The organism is Candidatus Pantoea symbiotica (genome assembly GCF_056491525.1).
The window spans coordinates 1196618-1218086 of sequence record NZ_JBSZHR010000002.1; the positions used below are offsets into that span (position 1 = coordinate 1196618).

General features: G+C 52.0%; 17 protein-coding genes. 13 read left to right on the top strand and 4 right to left on the bottom strand.

Translation table 11 applies throughout. The features are described from left to right. Nucleotides 1-151: 151 nt before the first annotated feature. The 3 genes from pflB to ycaO form a co-directional block, all read right to left on the bottom strand. The gene (pflB, locus tag ACXIZX_RS06105) at nucleotides 152-2434 is read right to left on the bottom strand and encodes a formate C-acetyltransferase (protein ID WP_479403779.1); all 2283 of its coding nucleotides are present in this window, start codon (nucleotides 2432-2434) and stop codon (nucleotides 152-154) included. A 69-nt stretch (nucleotides 2435-2503) separates the two neighbouring features. After that, nucleotides 2504-3364 carry a formate transporter FocA gene (gene focA / locus ACXIZX_RS06110; RefSeq protein ID WP_179451387.1) on the bottom strand — a complete coding sequence of 287 codons (861 nt, stop codon included), beginning with the start codon at nucleotides 3362-3364 and terminating at the stop codon, nucleotides 2504-2506. A 356-nt stretch (nucleotides 3365-3720) separates the two neighbouring features. Continuing rightward, on the bottom strand, nucleotides 3721-5484 hold the full coding sequence (gene ycaO, locus ACXIZX_RS06115; RefSeq protein ID WP_479403780.1) for a 30S ribosomal protein S12 methylthiotransferase accessory factor YcaO: 1764 nt from the start codon (nucleotides 5482-5484) through the stop codon (nucleotides 3721-3723). Between the two features lie 309 nt (nucleotides 5485-5793). On the opposite strand from ycaO, the gene serC reads away from it, so the two are divergent. The 12 genes from serC (at nucleotide 5794) to ACXIZX_RS06175 (ending at nucleotide 19804) form a co-directional block, all read left to right on the top strand. Continuing rightward, nucleotides 5794-6879, top strand: a complete 1086-nt coding sequence (gene serC, locus ACXIZX_RS06120; RefSeq protein WP_479403781.1) for a 3-phosphoserine/phosphohydroxythreonine transaminase — start codon at nucleotides 5794-5796, stop codon at nucleotides 6877-6879. Nucleotides 6880-6960: 81 nt separating this feature from the next. Continuing rightward, nucleotides 6961-8247: a 3-phosphoshikimate 1-carboxyvinyltransferase gene (gene aroA, locus ACXIZX_RS06125; RefSeq protein ID WP_479403782.1), complete on the top strand. Its 1287-nt coding sequence runs from the start codon at nucleotides 6961-6963 to the stop codon at nucleotides 8245-8247. 198 nt (nucleotides 8248-8445) lie between these two features. Further along, nucleotides 8446-9126, top strand: a complete 681-nt coding sequence (cmk, locus tag ACXIZX_RS06130; protein WP_154192108.1) for a (d)CMP kinase — start codon at nucleotides 8446-8448, stop codon at nucleotides 9124-9126. Between the two features lie 121 nt (nucleotides 9127-9247). Then, nucleotides 9248-10924, top strand: coding sequence for a 30S ribosomal protein S1 (gene rpsA / locus ACXIZX_RS06135; RefSeq protein WP_052025984.1), 1677 nt, complete (start codon nucleotides 9248-9250; stop codon nucleotides 10922-10924). An 86-nt stretch (nucleotides 10925-11010) separates the two neighbouring features. Next, nucleotides 11011-11295 carry an integration host factor subunit beta gene (gene ihfB, locus ACXIZX_RS06140; RefSeq protein ID WP_003849360.1) on the top strand — a complete coding sequence of 95 codons (285 nt, stop codon included), beginning with the start codon at nucleotides 11011-11013 and terminating at the stop codon, nucleotides 11293-11295. 206 nt (nucleotides 11296-11501) lie between these two features. After that, nucleotides 11502-13760 carry a DNA internalization-related competence protein ComEC/Rec2 gene (locus ACXIZX_RS06145; RefSeq protein WP_479403783.1) on the top strand — a complete coding sequence of 753 codons (2259 nt, stop codon included), beginning with the start codon at nucleotides 11502-11504 and terminating at the stop codon, nucleotides 13758-13760. 34 nt (nucleotides 13761-13794) lie between these two features. Then, nucleotides 13795-15543 carry a lipid A ABC transporter ATP-binding protein/permease MsbA gene (msbA, locus tag ACXIZX_RS06150; RefSeq protein ID WP_008102390.1) on the top strand — a complete coding sequence of 583 codons (1749 nt, stop codon included), beginning with the start codon at nucleotides 13795-13797 and terminating at the stop codon, nucleotides 15541-15543. After that, nucleotides 15540-16541 (top strand): tetraacyldisaccharide 4'-kinase, encoded by a 1002-nt coding sequence (lpxK, locus tag ACXIZX_RS06155; RefSeq protein WP_479403784.1) that lies wholly within the window; start codon nucleotides 15540-15542, stop codon nucleotides 16539-16541. The genes msbA and lpxK overlap by 4 nt, the downstream gene beginning before the upstream one ends. A gap of 22 nt (nucleotides 16542-16563) precedes the next feature. Continuing rightward, nucleotides 16564-17781 (top strand): winged helix-turn-helix domain-containing protein, encoded by a 1218-nt coding sequence (locus ACXIZX_RS06160; RefSeq protein ID WP_479403785.1) that lies wholly within the window; start codon nucleotides 16564-16566, stop codon nucleotides 17779-17781. A gap of 90 nt (nucleotides 17782-17871) precedes the next feature. Next, nucleotides 17872-18054: a Trm112 family protein gene (locus tag ACXIZX_RS06165; protein WP_007887424.1), complete on the top strand. Its 183-nt coding sequence runs from the start codon at nucleotides 17872-17874 to the stop codon at nucleotides 18052-18054. Beyond that, a complete protein-coding gene (kdsB, locus tag ACXIZX_RS06170; RefSeq protein ID WP_154153026.1) occupies nucleotides 18051-18800 on the top strand; it encodes a 3-deoxy-manno-octulosonate cytidylyltransferase in 750 nt (249 codons plus the stop codon). Before ACXIZX_RS06165 ends, kdsB begins: the two co-directional genes overlap by 4 nt. Nucleotides 18801-18910: 110 nt before the next feature. Beyond that, entirely contained in the window at nucleotides 18911-19804 is an 894-nt protein-coding gene (locus tag ACXIZX_RS06175) for a YcbJ family phosphotransferase (RefSeq protein ID WP_479403786.1), read from the top strand. On the opposite strand, the gene elyC is transcribed toward ACXIZX_RS06175, so the two are convergent. After that, the gene (gene elyC, locus ACXIZX_RS06180; protein WP_479403787.1) at nucleotides 19784-20569 is read right to left on the bottom strand and encodes an envelope biogenesis factor ElyC; all 786 of its coding nucleotides are present in this window, start codon (nucleotides 20567-20569) and stop codon (nucleotides 19784-19786) included. The two genes, ACXIZX_RS06175 and elyC, sit on opposite strands and share 21 nt — an antisense overlap. Before the next feature lie 124 nt (nucleotides 20570-20693). Here elyC and cmoM point away from each other — a divergent pair, with 124 nt between their 5' ends. Next, nucleotides 20694-21464, top strand: a complete 771-nt coding sequence (gene cmoM, locus ACXIZX_RS06185; RefSeq protein ID WP_179451366.1) for a tRNA uridine 5-oxyacetic acid(34) methyltransferase CmoM — start codon at nucleotides 20694-20696, stop codon at nucleotides 21462-21464. Nucleotides 21465-21469 lie beyond the last annotated feature (5 nt).

A 21469-nucleotide genomic window follows, 5' to 3' on the forward strand; every position in this document is an offset into this window, starting at 1 on the left:
CCAGGTGAGCCTGAACATCAGGCAGCACAATCTATGTCGTGCTCTAAAAGTGAAAGTCGATTTTGCCAGGTCGCCAGCACCAGCAAGCTGGCAAAACGGACTTGTGGAGAAAAGGCTCCCGCAGGAGCCTTTTAATCTCAGTAAAGTGCTATTACAACGACTGAGTGAACGTACGGGTAATTACATCTTTCTGCTGCTCTTTGGTGAGCGAGTTAAAGCGAACAGCATAACCGGATACGCGAATGGTCAATTGAGGATACTTCTCAGGATGTTCCATCGCATCCAGCAGCATCTCACGATTCATCACGTTAACGTTCAGATGCTGACCGCCCTCAATGTTAGCTTCATGGTGGAAATATCCATCCATCAAGCCAGCAAGGTTAGTTTTACGCACGTTATCATCTTTACCCAGTGCATTTGGCACGATGGAGAAGGTATAAGAGATGCCGTCTTTAGCATAAGCGAAGGGCAGTTTCGCGACCGAGGTCAATGAAGCTACCGCACCTTTCTGATCACGTCCGTGCATTGGGTTAGCACCCGGTCCGAACGGTGCACCCGCACGACGTCCGTCTGGCGTGTTACCGGTTTTCTTACCATAAACCACGTTAGATGTAATGGTCAGCACTGACTGCGTTGGCACCGCATTGCGGTAGGTTTGCAGTTTCTGAATTTTTTTCATGAAACGTTCAACCAGATCGCACGCCATGTCATCAACGCGCGAGTCATTGTTACCAAACTGCGGATATTCACCTTCAATTTCAAAGTCTACCGCTAAACCATCTTCATCACGGATGGTTTTCACTTTGGCGTATTTGATGGCTGAAAGTGAGTCAGCCGCAACAGACAGACCCGCGATACCACATGCCATGGTGCGATAAACGTCACGGTCGTGCAGTGCCATCAGTGAAGCTTCGTAGCTGTACTTATCGTGCATATAGTGAATGATGTTCAGGGAGGTGACGTACTGCTTCGCCAGCCAATCCATGAAGTGATCCAGACGCTCCATCACGATGTCGAAATCAAGAATTTCATCAGTGATTGGCGCTTCTTTCGGGCCTACCTGCATTTTCAGTTTTTCATCAACGCCACCGTTGATTGCATACAGCAGGGTTTTTGCCAGGTTGGCACGCGCACCGAAGAACTGCATCTGCTTACCGACAATCATTGGGCTTACGCAGCAGGCGATAGCATAGTCATCGTTGTCGAAGTCAGGACGCATCAGGTCGTCATTCTCATACTGCAATGAGGACGTATCGATAGAAACTTTTGCGGCGTATTTCTTGAAGTTAACCGGCAGTTTTTCTGACCACAGGATGGTCATATTTGGCTCCGGAGATGGACCCATGGTGTAAAGCGTATTCAGGAAACGGAAGGTGCTTTTGGTCACCAGAGTACGGCCATCGACGCCCATACCCGCTAATGATTCTGTTGCCCAGATTGGGTCACCGGAGAACAGCTCATCGTATTCAGGCGTACGCAGGAAGCGCACCATACGCAGTTTCATCACCAGATGGTCAATCAGTTCCTGTGCGTCTTCTTCAGTCAGTTTCCCGGCCTGAATATCGCGATCAATGTACACATCAAGGAAGGTGGATACGCGACCAAATGACATCGCCGCACCATTCTGAGATTTCACCGCCGCGAGGTAGCCGTAGTAAGTCCACTGAACGGCTTCTTGTGCATTGGTAGCGGGCAACGAGATATCTGAACCATACTTCGCAGCCATCTCTTTGATTTGACCCAGCGCACGATGCTGTTCAGAAATCTCTTCACGCAGGCGAATAGTGGCTTCGAGGTCAACACCATTCTCCATATCGCTTTGCAGAGAATTGAACTGCGCAACTTTGTCTTTCATCAGGTAATCAATGCCGTACAGCGCAACGCGGCGATAGTCACCGATGATACGACCGCGGCCATAGGCATCAGGTAAACCTGTCAGTACGCCTGATTTACGGCAGCGCATGATGTCTGGGGTATAAACATCGAATACGCCTTGGTTATGGGTTTTGCGGTAATCAGTGAAGACTTTTTTCAACGCGGGATCGAGTTCGCGGCCATAAACCTTGCAAGAGCCCTCAACCATTTTGATGCCGCCGAACGGGATGATGGCACGTTTCAGAGGCGCTTCAGTTTGCAGACCAACAATTTTTTCCAGCGATTTGCTGATGTAGCCGGCGTCGTGAGAGGTGATGGTTGAAGCCAAATCGGTGTCAAAATCCACCGGCGCGTGAGTGCGGTTCTCAATTTTGATGCCTTCAAGCACGCTGTCCCACAACTTAGTTGTGGCTGGAGTCGCGCCCGCGAGGAAGGACTCGTCGCCTTCATACGGTTTATAGTTTTTCTGGATAAAGTCACGGACATTGACGCTGTTCTGCCATTCGCCGGCGCTAAATCCTTCCCAGGCTGACGCCATTTTTTCATTCAGTTCGGACATGATATACCTGCCTTATTTAGGGAGACTTTGACGTATGGCGCGCTGCTTCAGCACGCCCGTACCAATTCATTAATGCACCGGCTCATCGCCACGCAGATAGATTACCCAGTAGGTCAAACCGACTAATAATCCGCCGCCAATAATGTTGCCGATGGTTACGGGAATAAGGTTATTAAGAATAAAATCGCTAACGCTGAGTGAGGGAAACTGTGCTGCGCTTGCCCCCGCCATTTGCCAGAATTCCGGGCTGGCAAAATCACGGATAACAATGGCCATCGGAATAAGGAACATGTTGGCGATGCTGTGTTCGAAGCCACAGGCAACAAACATCGCTACCGGTAAGATCATCGCAAACATTTTATCCATCAGGCTGCGGCCGGAGTAACTCATCCATACCGCCAGGCAAACCATCAAATTAGCGAGCGTGCCGAGACTGACTGCTTCGATAAAGGTGTGATGCATCTTGTGGTCGGCGGTTTGCAGAAGGTTCAAGCCCCAGGCACCATTCGCCACCATGTGTTCACCGGCTAACCAGATCAGCGCTACAAAGAACAGCGCGCCAAACAGGTTACCTATATAGACAGTCAACCAATGTCGACCGAGTTGGAGCCAGGTGATTCGGCCGCTGGCTTTTGCCACTACGATCAGAACAGTTGAGGTGAACAGGTCAGCGCCACACACGACTACTAACATTAAACCGAGTGAGAAACAGATACCGCCGATCAGTTTTGCTATGCCGTAGGGCATGGCTCCACTTCCGGTAGTTGCAGTGATATAGAAGACAAATGCAATTGAGATAAATACGCCAGCAGTGATGGCAAGGAAGAATGTGGTTAAAGGATGTTTAGTAGCTTTATATATGCCGGCTTCTTCTGCAACTTTCGCCATTGCCGCCGGTAATAATGAATTAAAAGGGTTGTCAGCTTTCACACTAACGCTCTCCAAAAATTGCCTGTAAAGATACTAACAAAGGAGTATAGGTCAGAAATTGATATGGATCATATTTGACCGGGAGGCTGCTGGTAAGCGAAGCGATAAAGTAAGTGTTTTGAAGTTAATCTATTGAATTAATTGAAATAAATAAATTTTAAATTATGCAAAATAAGTTTAAGGTAGCTGTAGTTAAGGATGGTTTTGTTAAATATCATTAACGAATAAAGCTTAATTGTTATTCAATAATGCGCTTTAATCTCTTTGCATGACCAATATAAAAAAATGGCACTGATTTTTTCAGTGCCATTTACCAATATGCTAATTTTTATAAATAACCATTAAAAGCGCCAAGGCTATTTTTGTGACCAATAACGACGTTTAGCTGTCTGCAGTTTTTCATAGGCAGCGAGTAATGATTGATGCGCTGGGAAGGCTTTCAGGTCCAAATCGACCGCTTGCAATCCATAGAAAGGCACTTCACCACTGATAGCCGCTGAAGCGGCCTCAACTGCCGCCTGGCCATACATACGGATAAAGGCACGATGATATTGAAGCGGATCGCGTTCCTCTTCCATTGCCAGCAGCAGCAAGGTTTGCAGGCAGCGATAGTAGTTAGCGCGCTCTTCGCTGAAGATGGACTGGTTAAATTCCATCGTCCATTCAGTCCAGATCAGAGCCTGATCCAGGTCGCCACCTGCCAGCGCTAGCATCGCTTTCAGCTCGCCGATACGCAGCGTGTACCAAGCATTATCTTTGCCTGATGCCAGACCCAGCAGTTCGCGCACGCGAGTAAAGTCATCATGACCTTCCTCATCCAGTTGCACGATCAGCTCGAGATAGGCCTCAGGTTCCCATTGGCTTTCCGGCAGCGCCAGCAGCGTTTCGCGCAGTGGTGCACCCATGCTGTTATTCGCCAGCAGCAGATCTTCCGCTGGATAAATATCAGACATACCAGGAACGATAATGCGGCAAGCGTAAACGCTCAGATGTTCATAGTCAGCGATATAGACTTCTTTATCTTCCGCACGGAAGATCGCCATCAGCGTATCAAACTCTTCGTGCGTGGTACCCGCAAAGCTCCAGTCGACGAAAGGATAGTCAGCATCGTCTTTGAACATATCCCATGAAATCAGACCGCTTGAATCGATGAAATGCGTTTCCAGGTTAGCGTGTTCCGCAACTTCTTCATCATCAAACGTCGGCGGAGTAAACACGTCGAGATCTTTCAGACCACGGCCCTGCAGCAGTTCAGTAACTGTACGCTCCAGTGCGACGCCAAAGTCCGGATGTGCACCAAACGAAGCGAAACAGGTACCATTTGCTGGATTGAACAGCACTACGCAGATAACCGGATATTTACCGCCCAGTGAAGCATCGTAAGAGAAGATTGGGAAACCTTCTGCTTCCAGACGTTTAATCGCTTCAATTACGCCAGGATAACGTTGCATCACCTCTGCTGGAATTTCTGGCAGGCTGATGGATTCGGCGATGATGCGATTCTTGATATGGCGCTCAAACACTTCTGACAGGCCTTGTACGCGCGCTTCGTTCGCGGTGTTACCGGCTGACATACCATTCGAAACGTACAGATTTCCGATGATGTTCATCGGGATATAAACCGTTTGCTGGTCAGATTGGCGGCTAAATGGCAGGCCACAAATACCGCGCTCATCATTGCCGGATTGCAGATCAATCAGCTCTGAAGCACCCAGGCTCTCTTCAGGATCATAAAATTTGCGCAGGCGCGCATCCAGAATGCCTTCTGGCAGGCTGTCGTCCTCGGTGAGCGGGAACCACTTTTCATTCGGATAGTGAACAAAATCACCATTAGCGATGGATTTACCTAACCAGAAATCGGCGAAGAAGTAGTTAGTAGAGAGGCGCTCAAAATATTCGCCCAGTGCTGAAGCCAGAGCGGCTTTTTTGCTAGCACCTTTGCCATTTGTAAAGCACAGCGGGCAGTCGCGATCGCGAATGTGCACTGACCAGACGTGTGGTACCGGATTCAGCCAGGAAGCTTCTTCAATATTGAAACCAAGGTCTTGCAGTTTCTGTTGAAAGCGTGCAATGGAATCTTCCAGTGCGGCGTCTTTTCCGGGGATAAACGTTTGCGTCATGGTGGCGCTCTCTTAAGTCAATGGGGTGGGCGTAAAGCGCGCAATAATACGGGTTTTATGCATGCTTCGCTATTCAGTCAGCCAAATTTATCTCAGTCTGGCTAAGGTTTTTACGCCATTCGGCTTTCCCCTTTTCTTTCTGGAACTACATCACAAAATTCCATGGCTTAATGCATTTATGACATAAGCTGCGGTGGAGCTGGCTCTGGAAATGTGATCGCTGCCGGATTAATGATTGCAGCCATCTGGAGGCAATGATAAAACCGGTGAAGTATTCATAACCGTTCGATATGACAGTGGTGAGGGGAAATGACTCAGGTTTATAATTTTAGCTCTGGCCCGGCTATGCTGCCGGTAGAAGTGCTCCGTCGCGCAGAACAAGAACTGACAAACTGGCACGGGTTAGGCACCTCGGTGATGGAGATCAGTCACCGCAGTAAAGAGTTTATTGCTGTTGCTGAAGCGGCAGAACAAGATTTTCGCGATCTGCTGAAGATCCCAGCCAATTACAAAGTTTTATTCTGCCACGGCGGTGCGCGTGCACAATTCGCGGCCATCCCCGGCAACTTATTGGGTGAGGCAAAAACCGCAGATTATATTGACGGCGGTTACTGGGCTCACAGCGCAATTAAAGAAGCCGAAAAATTCTGCTCGCCAAATACCATTGATATAAAAACCACGCGTGATGGTAAACGTGCTTTATTACCAATGCGTGAATGGCAGCTAAATTATGATGCGGCTTACGTCCATTTCTGCCCGAACGAAACGATTGATGGCATTGCTATCGATGAAGAGCCGGATTTTGGCGATAAGATCGTGGTTGCCGATCTCTCTTCTACTATTCTGTCTCGTCCAATCGATGTGAGTCGTTATGGCGTGATCTACGCCGGCGCGCAAAAAAATATCGGTCCGGCGGGCTTAACCTTGGTGGTTGTGCGCGAAGATCTGCTGGGTAAAGCACAGCGTTATGTGCCTTCAATCCTTGATTACAAGGTGCTGGCCGAAAACGAATCGATGTTCAACACCCCGCCAACTTTCGCATGGTATCTCTCTGGGCTGGTATTCAAATGGCTGAAAGAGAAGGGCGGCGTGGCCGAGATGGACAAGCTGAATCAGGCAAAAGCCGACTTACTGTATGGCGTGATTGATAACAGCGCGTTTTATCGCAACGATGTCGCAAGCGAAAACCGTTCACGTATGAACGTGCCATTCCAGTTAGCCGATTCATCTTTGGACAAAGTGTTCCTGGAAGAGTCTCTCAAGGCTGGTCTGCATGCGTTGAAAGGCCATCGCGTGGTTGGAGGTATGCGTGCATCGATCTACAATGCGATGCCGCTGGAAGGCGTTAAAACGCTGACTGAGTTTATGGTCGACTTCGAACGTCGCCACGGCTAATTGCTTTTTTCATGCCAGCTTGTCTGGTATCAGACCCCGTCGCAAGATGGGGTCTCGTATTTTCTGGAGATTTGGTTTCACATGCAGGACTCCCTGACTCTACAACCGATTGCTCGCGTTGACGGCACGGTAAATTTACCGGGCTCAAAAAGCGTCTCGAACCGCGCTCTCTTGCTGGCCGCGCTGGCAAAAGGCACCACTCGGCTGACTAATTTGCTCGATAGCGATGACGTTAAGCACATGCTGAACGCCCTCAAGGCGCTGGGTGTCAGCTATACGCTCTCCGATGATCGCACCGTATGCGAAGTAGTGGGTAACGCGGGACCTTTGCGCGCTGAAAAGCCGCTTGAGCTGTTTCTGGGTAACGCAGGCACCGCGATGCGTCCATTGGCTGCTGCGCTGTGTTTGGGCCAGCAGTCAATTGTCCTGACTGGCGAGCCGCGCATGAAAGAGCGTCCGATTGGTCACTTGGTTGATGCACTGCGTCAGGGCGGAGCAAAGATCGACTATCTTGAGCAGACCGATTACCCACCAGTACGCCTCAATGGCGGTTTTGTTGGGGGCGAAGTCAGCGTTGATGGCAGCGTTTCCAGCCAGTTCCTGACGGCGTTGTTGATGACCGCGCCGCTGGCGCAGCAAGACACCATCATCACCATCAAAGGCGATCTGGTTTCTAAGCCTTATATTGACATTACCTTGCACCTGATGCGCTGCTTTGGTGTGGACGTTGATAACCAGAACTATCAGCGTTTTGTGGTCAAAGGGCAGCAACAGTATCAGTCTCCGGGCGATTACCTGGTGGAAGGTGATGCGTCTTCTGCCTCATATTTCCTCGCTGCGGCAGCCATTAAAGGTGGCACCGTGCGTGTAACCGGTATCGGCCGCAACAGCGTGCAGGGCGATATTCGTTTTGCTGATGTGCTAGAAAAGATGGGCGCAGTGATTGAGTGGGGCGATGATTACATCTCCTGTACGCGTGGATCGTTGACGGCAATCGATATGGATATGAACCATATTCCCGATGCGGCAATGACCATTGCAACCACAGCACTGTTCGCACAAGGCACCACGCTGATGCGCAACATCTATAACTGGCGCGTAAAAGAGACCGATCGTCTGGCGGCGATGGCGACTGAGTTGCGTAAAGTCGGTGCTGAAGTGGAAGAAGGACACGACTTTATTCGTGTGACACCGCCGGCTCAGTTGCAACATGCGGATATCGGTACCTATAACGATCACCGGATGGCGATGTGCTTCGCACTGGTGGCTCTGTCTGATACGCCAGTAACCATCCTTGATCCAGGCTGCACCGCGAAAACCTTCCCAAGCTATTTCCAGCAGTTGGCGAGAATCAGCCATACTTCCTGATCGTCTGACCCGGCGCACTACGCCGGGTTTCTTTGCTTTCCTTTGGCCTTATCAGGCGGAAATTCTTCTGAATCTGTCTATATTTCTAGCGATGTCTACGCTAAAGGGTAACTAACCTGATGCAGGCAGCGTATAATGCCGCGCAATCCAGGCGGCCTGGAAGGGCTGACAATAAGCACGCAGCAACAGGAGAGAACAATGACGGCAATCGCCCCGGTTATTACCATCGATGGGCCAAGTGGCGCGGGTAAAGGGACTTTATGTAAAGCGATGGCGGAGTCGTTGCAGTGGCACTTACTGGATTCTGGCGCTATTTATCGCGTTTTAGCATTGGCTGCACTTCACCATCAGGTAGATATTGAGTCTGAAGAAGCATTAGTTCCGATTGCCGCGCATCTTGATGTGCGTTTTCTGTCGGTTGACGGTGAAATGCAGGTGGTGCTTGAAGGTGAAGACGTTACCGGTGAAATCCGCACGCAAGAAGTGAGCAACACCGCATCGCGCGTCGCCGCTTTTCCGCGGGTGCGTGAGGCGCTGCTTCGTCGCCAACGTGGATTCCGTGAAGAGCCCGGTTTAATCGCTGATGGACGCGATATGGGAACCGTGGTTTTCCCAGATGCACCAGTGAAAATTTTCCTCGACGCTAGCTCGGAAGAGCGTGCGCATCGCCGTATGCTACAGTTGCAGGAGAAGGGCTTTAATGTTAACTTTGATCGCCTTTTATCCGAGATAAAGGAACGCGACGACCGCGATCGTAATCGTGCCATCGCACCTTTAGTGCCTGCCACAGATGCTCTGGTACTGGATTCAACCAGTATGTCGATTGAGCAAGTGATTGAAAAGGCGCTTGATTATGCTAAGCAGAAGCTGGGCATTTAATCTTTCGGCAACCGAATTGCTGTAACCCTGTACCAAGGACCCGGTGCAGGGCATGTGAAACAACCCCATCCGACAATGAAGTCAGGTGGACGTTAAATTGAAGAATCCTAAGATTATCAATATGACTGAATCTTTTGCTCAACTCTTTGAAGAGTCCCTGAAAGAAATCGAAACCCGTCCGGGTTCCATCGTTCGTGGCGTTGTTGTCTCTATCGACAAAGACGTAGTTCTGGTTGATGCGGGTCTGAAATCTGAATCTGCAATTCCTGCAGAGCAGTTCAAGAACGCAGCCGGCGAACTGGAAATCCAGGTAGGCGACGAAGTTGACGTTGCGCTGGACGCAGTAGAAGACGGCTTCGGTGAAACCCTGCTGTCCCGTGAGAAAGCTAAACGTCACGAAGCTTGGATCACGCTGGAAAAAGCTTACGAAGACGCTGAAACTGTTACCGGTGTTATCAACGGCAAAGTTAAAGGTGGCTTCACAGTTGAGCTGAACGGTATTCGTGCGTTCCTGCCAGGTTCATTGGTAGACGTTCGTCCGGTTCGCGATACTCTGCACCTGGAAGGCAAAGAGCTTGAATTCAAAGTAATCAAGCTTGATCAGAAACGTAACAACGTCGTGGTTTCACGTCGTGCAGTTATCGAATCTGAGAACAGCGCTGAGCGCGATCAGCTGCTGGAAAACCTGCAGGAAGGCATGGAAGTTAAAGGTATCGTTAAGAACCTCACTGACTACGGTGCATTCGTGGATCTGGGTGGCGTTGACGGCCTGCTGCACATTACCGATATGGCTTGGAAACGCGTTAAGCATCCGAGCGAAATCGTCAACGTGGGCGACGAAATCACTGTTAAAGTGCTGAAGTTCGACCGCGAGCGTACCCGTGTATCTCTGGGCCTGAAACAGCTGGGCGAAGATCCTTGGGTGGCTATCGCTAAGCGCTACCCAGAAGGCACCCGCCTGACTGGTCGTGTAACCAACCTGACTGATTACGGCTGCTTCGTAGAAATCGAAGAAGGCGTTGAAGGTCTGGTACACGTTTCTGAAATGGACTGGACCAACAAAAACATCCATCCGTCTAAAGTTGTAAACGTAGGCGACGTGGTTGAAGTAATGGTTCTGGACATCGATGAAGAGCGTCGTCGTATCTCCCTGGGTCTGAAGCAGTGCAAATCTAACCCATGGCAGCTGTTCGCTGAGACCCACAACAAAGGCGATCGCGTTGAAGGTAAAATCAAGTCAATCACTGACTTCGGTATCTTCATCGGCCTGGACGGTGGCATCGACGGTCTGGTTCACCTGTCTGACATCTCCTGGAACGCGACTGGCGAAGAAGCCGTTCGTGAGTACAAAAAAGGCGACGAAATCGCTGCCGTTGTACTGCAGGTTGATGCAGAGCGCGAGCGCATCTCTCTGGGCGTGAAGCAGTTGGCTGAAGATCCATTCAACAACTACATCACCCTGAACAAGAAAGGCGCTATCGTGACTGGTAAAGTCACTGCAGTTGACGCTAAAGGTGCTACAGTAGAATTAGCTGACGGCGTAGAGGGTTACCTGCGCGCTTCTGAAGCTTCTCTGGACCGCATCGAAGACGCAACTCTGGTTCTGAGTGTTGGCGACGACGTTGAAGCTAAATTCACCGGCGTTGACCGTAAGAACCGCGTTGTGAGCCTGTCTGTTCGTGCTAAAGACCAGGCTGATGAGAAAGAAGCTATCAACACTGTTAACACCAAACAGGATGAAGGCAGCAACTTCTCTAGCGCGATGGCTGAAGCGTTCAAAGCGGCTAAAGGCGAGTAATTGACCTAAGGCACCGGACGATGAAAATCGTCCGGTTTCGGTAAAAGCTGTCATACCTTTCCCAATAAGGATTAACCGGAGGTTACATGACCAAGTCAGAACTGATTGAAAGACTTGCTGGCCAGCATACTCATATTCCGGCGAAAGTCGTTGAGGATGCGGTCAAAGAGATGCTTGAGCACATGGCCACTACGTTGGCCCAGGGCGAGCGCATTGAAATCCGGGGATTCGGCAGCTTTTCTTTGCATTACCGTGCACCACGTACGGGTCGTAACCCGAAAACGGGTGACAAAGTGGATCTGGAAGGTAAATACGTTCCTCACTTTAAGCCGGGCAAAGAATTGCGTGACCGTGCGAATATCTACGGCTAAGCCGTTACCGAACGATAAAAACGACACTTTAGGGTGTCGTTTTTTTTTGCTTGCAGTATGCAGAATTGCGAGCTGCTTTCCAAAATGAAGTCCCACCAATGTAATCTCTGCAAAATTCTCTGAATCCATCGCGACACACACTCTTTTCACTGAAGCAAATCCCCCATCTTCACTGCAAACTCTTCCCCCAATGAGGGAGAGTACTAATGCATATGAACTGGATTGTTCTGGCGAGATTGATGATTGCCTCGGCGTTGCCGTTGGGCATATTGCCGCACATACCCGCCGCCAGCGTAATACTCATCATGGTTGGATTCGCGGTGTTACTCGGGTTGATGCCAATCACGTTGCTGCGGATATTAGGGATTGCTCTGTTAATGTTGGCCTGGACAATGAATGAAGCTCGGCAGATGGTTAATAGCATTGAGGAACTGGCTGCCGCATCTATTGAAGCCACGGTGCGTATCACTGAAGTGCGTGAACAGAAGCAGCAGCTGACAGCGCAAATCCTGCGTGTCGGTCAGCGTTATCAATTTCCACCTCTATTTGTCACGCTCAATAATGCTTCTACAGACCAACCATTTTGTGCCGGTCAGCGCTGGCAGATGAAATTGCGACTGCGTGCCGTGCACGGCAGACTGAACGAAGGGGAGTTCGATCTGCAACGCTTTGCTTTGTCGAATCACACTCCGCTGCAAGGTCGCATCATCAGTCAGCAGGCGGAATCGCTAACCTGCAACTGGCGCACGCGTTTTATTGATTACCATTTACCTAAATTTGATACGCTCCAGCAACCCGCAATCATGCAGGCTTTAGCGTTTGGTATACGTACCAACATGACCGAAGAGCAGCGACAGTTGCTGCGGGAAACAGGCACCGCCCACTTGATGGCCATCTCAGGCATGCACATTGCGTTAGCTGCCAGCGTTGGATGGCTAATAGCACGTGCAATCCAGGTGATTTTACCTGCTCATTTGATTGGCTATTTGTTTCCGCTGCTAATTAGCATCATAACCGCAGCCATCTACACGTGGGTTTCTGGCAGCCATGCACCGGCCCAGCGCGCGATTATCGCGCTCATGCTTTGGACAGGTATTCGTAGCGTTGGTTGGCAACTCAGTGGCTGGCAAGTCTGGACGTTGTGTATTGGCGCATTGCTGGCACTTGATCCATTAACCGTTCTGTCAGAAAGCTTTTGGTTGTCAGCGCTGGCGGTCGCGATGCTGATTGTCTGGTATCAATGGTTTCCATTGCCGCATCGCTTGCGCGCAAAGCGTCGCTGGCTGCTACTGCAATTGCTACATCTGCAGCTTGGCATGATGATCCTCATGGCACCGCTACAAATCTTCCTGTTTCAGGGAATAAGCCTGAGTGCTTTATTGGCAAATCTGATCGCGGTGCCGGTTGTGTCATTTGTCACGGTGCCAGTGATATTGCTGGCAATGCTCTTGTCTGTGCCGCCGATTTCAGCGGGATTATGGTATCTGGCGGATCTTTCTATAAACAAAGTATTGCTAGTGCTGCAGTGGTTACCCGCGGGCTGGTGGGCATGGAGCGATACCACACCCGCGATCGTGCTGCTGTGGGTGGGATTACTTCTTTGGCGTAGCAACCTGATATATCGCAGCCTTATGCCGTGTTTTAGCCTGGTACTCGCGATCATCCTTTGGCGCAGCACTACTCAGCGTGATGATTGGCAAATCGACATGATTGATGTGGGGCACGGCCTGGCTATTGCCATTACGCAAGGCAATGAAGTGGTGCTATATGATGTTGGACCGGGCTGGAAGCAGGATGATGCCGGTTCACGCGTCATCCTGCCATGGTTGCAGTATCACGGCAGAAGCCTTCATTCTCTGATACTAAGCCACAAGCATCTGGATCATCGTGGTGGGCTACACTCATTGCTCAAAGTTAATCCAGCGGTAGCAATTCGAAGTGCATTAGCGGAAAAGGGACATCTGCCATGCTTCCGTGGCCAGCAGTGGCAATGGGGCAAATTGCAATTTACCGCCTTGTGGCCGCCGGAGAGTCAGACCCAGGGACAAAATAACGATTCGTGTGTGGTGCGAATCAATGACGGGCAATTTAGCGTATTGCTCACCGGTGATATTGAGTTAGAAGCCGAAAGAAAAATTGTCGCGCTGGAAAAAGATGCACTCAACGCGACGATTTTGCAGGTGCCGCACCATGGCAGTCGTACTTCGTCAGGCGCGTTACTGTTACGTAATGTTGCTGGTAAGGCCGCATTCGCTTCGGTGGCGCGTTATAACGCCTGGCGTATGCCGGCACCAGCCGTGGTGCAGCGCTATCGTCAGCAAGGCTACGTGTGGTACGACACGGCACAATTGGGGCAGATTCATGTGGGTATCAGACAAGGTCATTGGCAAATTAAGGGCTTAAGAGAGCAAATAATGCCTCGCTGGTACCATCAGTGGTTTGGCGTCAAACGCGATTCCAGGTAGAATGAGCGGCTATTTCAAACAGCGTGAATAAATAATGCATCAAGATAAAGATCTCTCAACGTGGCAGACATTCCGTCGACTCTGGCCGATGATTGCGCCCCATAAGGCTGGCCTGTATGTGTCAGCAGTGGCGCTGATACTCAATGCGGCAGGCGATACCCTGATGCTCTCTCTGTTGAAACCTTTACTGGATGATGGCTTCGGTAAAGCTGACAGATCCGTAATGCTGTGGATGCCGCTGGTGGTAATCGGCCTGATGTTGGTGCGTGGCGTGACCAGCTATATCTCCAGTTACTGCATCTCATGGGTTTCCGGCAACGTGGTCATGAACATGCGTCGCCGTCTGTTCGGCCATATGATGGGCATGCCGGTTACCTTCTTCGATCAACAGTCAACGGGTACGCTGCTATCACGCATCACCTACGATTCTGAGCAGGTTGCCTCTTCTTCTTCAAGCGCACTGGTTACCGTGGTGCGTGAAGGGGCCTCGATCATTGGCCTGTTCATCATGATGTTCTATTACAGCTGGCAGCTGTCTTTGATTCTCATTGTGCTGGCGCCGATCGTCTCCTTTGCTATTCGTACCGTTTCCAAGCGTTTCCGCAGCATCAGCAAGAACATGCAGAACACTATGGGACAGGTGACAACCAGCGCCGAACAGATGCTGAAAGGGCATAAAGAAGTGCTGATTTTTGGTGGTCAGGACGTCGAAGCGAAGCGCTTTTCTCAGGTCAGCAATAAAATGCGTCAGCAAGGCATGAAACTGGTGTCGGCGTCTTCAATTTCTGATCCTGTGATTCAGTTGATTGCCTCGCTGGCACTGGCATTTGTGCTTTATGCCGCCAGCTTCCCAAGCGTGATGGATACGCTCACAGCCGGTACCATCACCGTGGTCTTCTCTTCAATGATCGCCCTGATGCGTCCGCTGAAGTCACTGACCAACGTCAATGCGCAGTTCCAGCGTGGTATGGCGGCATGTCAGACGCTGTTCTCGATTCTCGACAGTGAGCAGGAAGTGGATAACGGCAAGCGTGAGATGGATCGCGCCAAAGGTGATGTTGAATTCCGCAACGTGACCTTTACCTATCCAGGCCGTGAAATCCCTGCGCTGCGCGATATCAACCTGTCGCTGCCTGCCGGTAAAACGGTTGCACTGGTCGGTCGTTCCGGCTCGGGTAAATCCACCATGGCCAGTTTGTTGACGCGCTTCTACGACATCGACAGCGGTGAAATTTTGCTGGATGGTCACGATTTGCGTGAATACACCCTGCGCTCACTGCGTAACCAGGTCGCGCTGGTTTCCCAGAATGTGCACCTTTTCAACGACACCATCGCCAACAACATTGCGTATGCCCGCAATGGCCAATACACGCGTGAACAAATTGAGCAGGCTGCGACCATGGCGCATGCGATGGACTTCATCCAGAAGATGGATAACGGCCTCGATACCGTGATTGGTGAGAATGGCGTGCTGCTTTCTGGTGGTCAGCGTCAACGTATTGCGATTGCGCGTGCGTTATTGCGCGACTGTCCAATCTTGATTCTCGATGAAGCCACATCAGCGCTGGATACCGAATCTGAGCGTGCGATTCAGGCCGCACTAGATGAGCTGCAGAAGAACCGTACCTCACTGGTGATTGCGCACCGTCTGTCGACCATTGAAAAAGCTGATGAGATCGTCGTGGTTGAAGATGGTCGCATTGTCGAGCGTGGTACTCACAGCGTGCTGCTGGAACAGAAGGGCGCCTATGCGCAGCTTCACAAGCTGCAGTTCGGTCAATGATTGAACGCATCTGGAGCGGGCGCTCGCCGTTATGGCTACTACTATGGCCGCTGAGTCTGCTTTATGGGGCGATCACCTGGCTGATTCGCCTCAGCTTCCAGCGCGGGTGGCGAAAAAGCTGGCGCGCTCCTTGCCCGGTGATTGTGGTGGGGAACCTCACCGCAGGCGGGAATGGTAAAACGCCCGTAGTGATTTGGTTGGTGCAGGCGCTGCAACAACGCGGTTTACGTGCTGGCGTGGTGTCGCGGGGTTACGGCGGAAAGGCTGAACGATATCCGCTGTTGGTTACCGCTGAAACGCCCACGGCGCAGGCTGGCGATGAACCTGTTTTAATCGCTCAGCGTACGCAGGTGCCAGTCGCGGTTGCACCGCAGCGGCGTCTGGCGGTAGAAGGTCTGCTCGCTGCGCACGATCTGGATGTGATCATTACCGATGATGGCCTGCAGCATTATGCGCTGCAGCGCGATCGTGAAATCGTGGTGGTGGATGGGATGCGTCGTTTTGGCAATGGCTGGTGGTTACCGGCCGGGCCGATGCGTGAACGTGCTTCGCGACTTCAGACGGTGAATGCGGTGATCGTTAATGGTGGTGATGCGCAGGCAGGCGAAATTGCGATGACATTGCAGCCCGGTCTGGCGGTAAACCTGATCAGCGGCGCAACCGTAGCGTTAGCGCAGTTGCCGGAAATTGTCGCGATGGCCGGTATTGGTCATCCGCCGCGCTTCTTCAACACGCTCAAACAGCAAGGTATTCAGCCGGTGGCAGAAATTGCCTTCGCCGATCACCACGCTTACAGCGAAGACGAATTGCAACGTCTGACTCAGGCAGAACAGTGTTTGCTGATGACGGAAAAAGATGCGGTGAAATGCCGTGGCTTTGCTCGCCCAAACTGGTGGTATCTGCCGGTGGATGCGCATCTGCAGGGCGCGACGGTGGCAACCTTGTTAGACGATATCACTCATCTCTGCACCAACGCGCGCGACGCCCGTTCGCGCTAACCTCCGAAAAGGGAACTGAGTCATGAACCGCGTCGCTTCCCTCTCGTTACAAACTGCGCGTCACCTTCATCTGGCTGCTCAGGGACTGTTACGTCCTCTGGGCCGTCGGGCGCGCTTTACCGATATTCACGCCACTGTGCGTCAAATGTCTTTGCTGCAAATCGATACCATCAATGTGGTGGCACGCAGTCCTTATCTGGTGCTGTTTAGCCGCCTTGGCGCATACCAGGCCAATTGGCTGGAACAGGCGCTGGCATCTGGCGCGTTATTTGAATATTGGGCGCATGAAGCCTGTTTTATACCTGTTGAAGATTACCCATTGCTGCGCCATCGCATGCTGGAACCGCAGCGACTTGGCTGGAAGTACAACCAACAGTGGGTTGAGGAACATCAACAGGAAATCACTGACCTTCTGCAACACATCTCCGCCAATGGTCCGGTACGTGCTGCCGATTTCAGCAATGATAAACAGACCAAACCAGGTTGGTGGGCGTGGAAGCCGCATAAGCGTCATCTCGAGAATTTGTTCAGTGCCGGTCAGTTGATGGTGGTGGAGCGGCGCAACTTCCAGCGGGTTTACGACCTGCACAGCCGCGTAATGCCGGACTGGATTGATGAACAGCATGCACTGAGTGAAGACGAAGCAGTCATAAAGATGTTGAGTCACAGCGCGCGCAGCCTCGGCATTTTCCGTGATAGTTGGCTAGCTGATTACTATCGCCTCAAACGCGCACCACTTAAGTCGTGGCTCATGGATGCCGCCGCACGCGGAGAGATAGCTCGCGTTGAGGTCGAGCAGCTGGGTGAAATGTGGCTACACCACGCGTTATTACCGCTGCTGGAAAAACCACTCTCGGCCACGCATACCGCGCTGTTGTCACCCTTTGATCCGGTGGTATGGGATCGTCGTCGTGCGCTGGAGCTATTTAATTTTGATTACCGCATCGAGTGCTACACGCCAGCAGAGAAGCGCAAATATGGTTATTTTGTCCTTCCAGTGCTACATCGTGGCGTATTGAAAGCGCGCATCGACGCCAAAATGGAGCGTCAGGCACAACAATTGGTAATTCGTGCATTCTGGCTGGAAGAAAGCACACGCGTCAGTAACGCTTTCCTTAATGACGTACAAAAAGCCATTAATCGCTTTGCTGCGTGGCAAGGTGCCAATGAAGTGATTATCGAAAATGCGCCGGCAGAACTGCTGGCTGCCTGGTCAAATCGCTGGTCGATTGGTGAATAAAGCCGCCATTTGTCTGGCTTGAGTGCGCCATTCACGCGCACGCTATTATGATATGCTAACCGCCTGAATCGGTCCTGAATGGAGAAGATTATGGATCACCGTTTACTCGAAATCGTTGCCTGCCCGGTATGCAACGGAAAACTCTATTTCAACAAAGAGCAGCAAGAGCTGATCTGTAAACCGGATGGCCTGGCTTACCCGGTACGTGACGGCATTCCAGTGCTGCTGGAAGTGGAAGCGCGGACGCTGTCTGTTGAAGAGATCCATCCATGAGTTTTGTTGCCATTATTCCCGCGCGTTACGCTTCAACGCGTCTGCCCGGCAAACCGCTGGTGGATATTCAGGGTAAACCGATGGTGCTGCACGTCATGGAACGCGCGCGTGAATCGGGTGCCGATCGCGTGATTGTCGCCACCGATCATCCGGATGTGGCGGCGGCGGTAACCGCAGCGGGCGGCGAAGTGTGCATGACGCGAGTCGATCATCAGTCCGGCACCGAGCGTTTGGCAGAAGTGGTCGAGAAGTATCAGTTTGCCGACGACACGATCATCGTTAACGTGCAGGGCGACGAGCCGATGATCCCGGCGGAGATTGTACGTCAGGTGGCAGGTAATCTGGCGCAATCGGAAGCCGGAATGGCGACGCTGGCGGTACCGATTACCGATGCAGAAGAAGCCTTTAACCCGAACGCGGTGAAAGTGGTGATGGACGCCAAAGGTTATGCGCTCTACTTCTCACGCGCCACCATTCCCTGGGATCGCGAGCGTTATGCTCAATCGCGCGAGCAGATTGGCGATACGCTGCTGCGCCACATTGGTATCTACGCTTATCGCGCCGGTTTTATCCGTCGCTATATCGCGTGGGAACCTTGCCCGCTGGAGCACATTGAGCTGCTCGAACAGCTGCGCGTGCTGTGGTACGGTGAAAAGATTCACGTCGCGGTGGCAAAAGCTATCCCAAGTGTTGGGGTGGATACGCCGGAAGACCTTGAGCGGGTTCGTCTCGCTATGCAGGGTTAATCTCCGACCGGCCAGCGGCTCTCGCTGGCCTTAAAGTTTGATCTGGCGCTAAGCTTTGCGCCGCCATCACCTCCAGCATATTCCAGCCCTTTGACTTCGGAGGATATTGCATGGAACAGCTCCGTTCAGAACTCGCGTTGGTGCTCGGTGAAAGCATCAGCCGTCTCGAAACCATTAGCGAGAATACGCACACGCGGTTGTATGCGCTATACGATAACGCCGGTAAACCGATGCCGCTGGTAGCGAAGTATTTTCGTCATCAGGGACGTGCTGCGCTGGAAGCCAAAAAGCTGACCATGCTCGGCCATGATGGCTTAATTGCCGTGCCCGCAGTGTTTGGCCTGGTGCTAAGCCAGCAAAAGCCGGTACATGAAATGTTGTTAATGGCGCGTTTTAACGGCGTATCGGCGGAAGCTCCGGCGCGTAGCTCAGCCCGCTGGGAACAGCTGTGCGAGCAGATCGTTGAAGGCGTGCTGGCGTGGCATCGTATCGACAGTCATGGCTTAGTTGGCAGCGTGGACAGCGTGCAGGAAAATAGCTGGCCCGCCTGGTATCGCCAGCGGGTGGATGTATTGTGGTCAACGCTGGGTTATCTGTCACCGCCGTTTTTCACGCTGGAAGATCGTCAGATTCTGTTTCGCAGCCGTCAGCTATTACCGCGTCTTTTCAACGGCTTTGATGATCCCTGCGTGTTGATGCATGGCAATTTGCGCTTAGCCAGCATGCTGAAAGATGCGCACAGCGATCAGCTGATTGCGATGATGCAGCCGGGCAACATTCTCTGGGCACCACGCGAATATGATCTGATGCGCCTGGCGGATAGCGGCGCAGAAGCGTCACTGCTGCAACACTATCTGCAGCGTGCGCCCGTGGCCGAAGGTTTCCTCTGGCGACGCTGGTTGTATCAGTTGTGGGATTGCGTCGACACGCTGGTCAGCAGCGGACAGTTTGACCGCCCGCGCTTCGATCATGCTCGTGCGCAATTACTCCCCTGGCTGGGTTGAGGTGAGATCGTCACCGCGCAGCTTCTGCCAGATCTGTCCTAGCGTTTCATAGATCGCTCGCTCACTGTGACCGAGCCACAGCGGTGACGGAATCGCGCGTTCCCACCAGTTGAGCGGCGATGTCACCGCCAGCTGGTTCGCCGGTGCAGCCAGCGGATTCATGCCAGCACTTTGGAAGAATTGCATCGCACGCGGCAGATGGTTGGCGGAGGTCACCAGTAAAAATGGATGTTCCCCAATCGTCTGTTTCACCGCGCGTGCTTCACCAATCGTATCCCGTGGTTGATCCAACTGAATAATCGCTTCTGGCGGCACGCCCAGGCTTTCTGCCACTTCAGCCGCCACGCTGGCGCTGCTGCGTGGGTTTTCGCCGGCTGCTGCGCCTGTAAAGATCATTTTCGCCTGCGGATAGCGCCGCCACTGACGCACGCCTTCAGCCACGCGCTGCAAGCTATTACTGATTAAATTTGAACTCGGCGCCCAATTCGGATTGAAGGTATAGCCGCCGCCAAGCACCACGATATAATCGACCGGCTCGTTACCGTTCCAGGTGGGATAATGATTTTCCAGCTGTGACAGCAGGCGATCGGCAACCGGCTGCAGGCTTAACACCAGCAGTAGCAGCCAACTGCAAGAGATAAGGATTTTGCCGCTTTTTTGCCAGCGGCTGAACCAGAGCAGTAAAAGTCCTGCCGCCATCAGCAATAACAGCAGCGGCAAGGGGAGCAACATCCCGCCAATGACTTTTTTAAATGCGAAAAACATCGAATATGGCCTCTTTTGTCCAAAAAAACAGCTGCCAGACGGTTACTGCGGCATGAAAGGTTCATTCTTGTTGAGCCTGTGACAAAATAGCACAAGTTGAATGCAGCAAAGCGGAGCCATCATCATGCAGGATCGTAACTTTGACGATCTGGCGGACAAATTCTCACAGAACATTTATGGCACGCGCAAAGGGCAAGTGCGCCAGGCGATTGTCTGGGACGAGCTGGAAGCCCTGTTACCGACACTGCCTGCCGGACCTTTAAAGGTGCTGGATGCCGGCGGTGGCGTGGGACAAGTCTCAAGCGGGCTGGCGGCGCGCGGTCATCAGGTGGTGCTGTGCGATCTCTCTGCTGAGATGCTGAAGCTGGCGGAAGCCCATGCGCTCGCCGCAGGTGTGAGCCACAACATGCAATTCAAACAAATTAGCGCCCAGCAGGTGGGCGAACATTTGGATACGCAGGTTGATCTGGTATTGTTTCACGCGGTATTGGAATGGGTCGCGCATCCGGAAGAGGTGCTGCAAGCGCTGTGGCACACGCTCAAGCCCGGCGGCGTGCTGTCGTTGATGTTTTATAACGCGCATGGCTTAACCTTCCGCACCCTGACGCTCGGCAATTTCGGCTATATGCGCGCCAATATGAGCAAACGCAAAAAGCGCACGCTGTCGCCCGATTTCCCGCGCGATCCCGATGATGTGACGCGCTGGCTGACAAACTGCGGATTTGAAATTGAACGGCGTGCGGGCATTCGCGTCTTCTGTGATTACATGAAGCCGCAACCCGGCGCAGGGAAGAGCGTTGAGGAAATCATTGAGATGGAACGGCGTTTCTGTCGCCAGGAGCCCTTTTTAAGTTTAGGGCGCTATATCCACGTGACCGCGCGCAAACCCAGCTAGAAGGA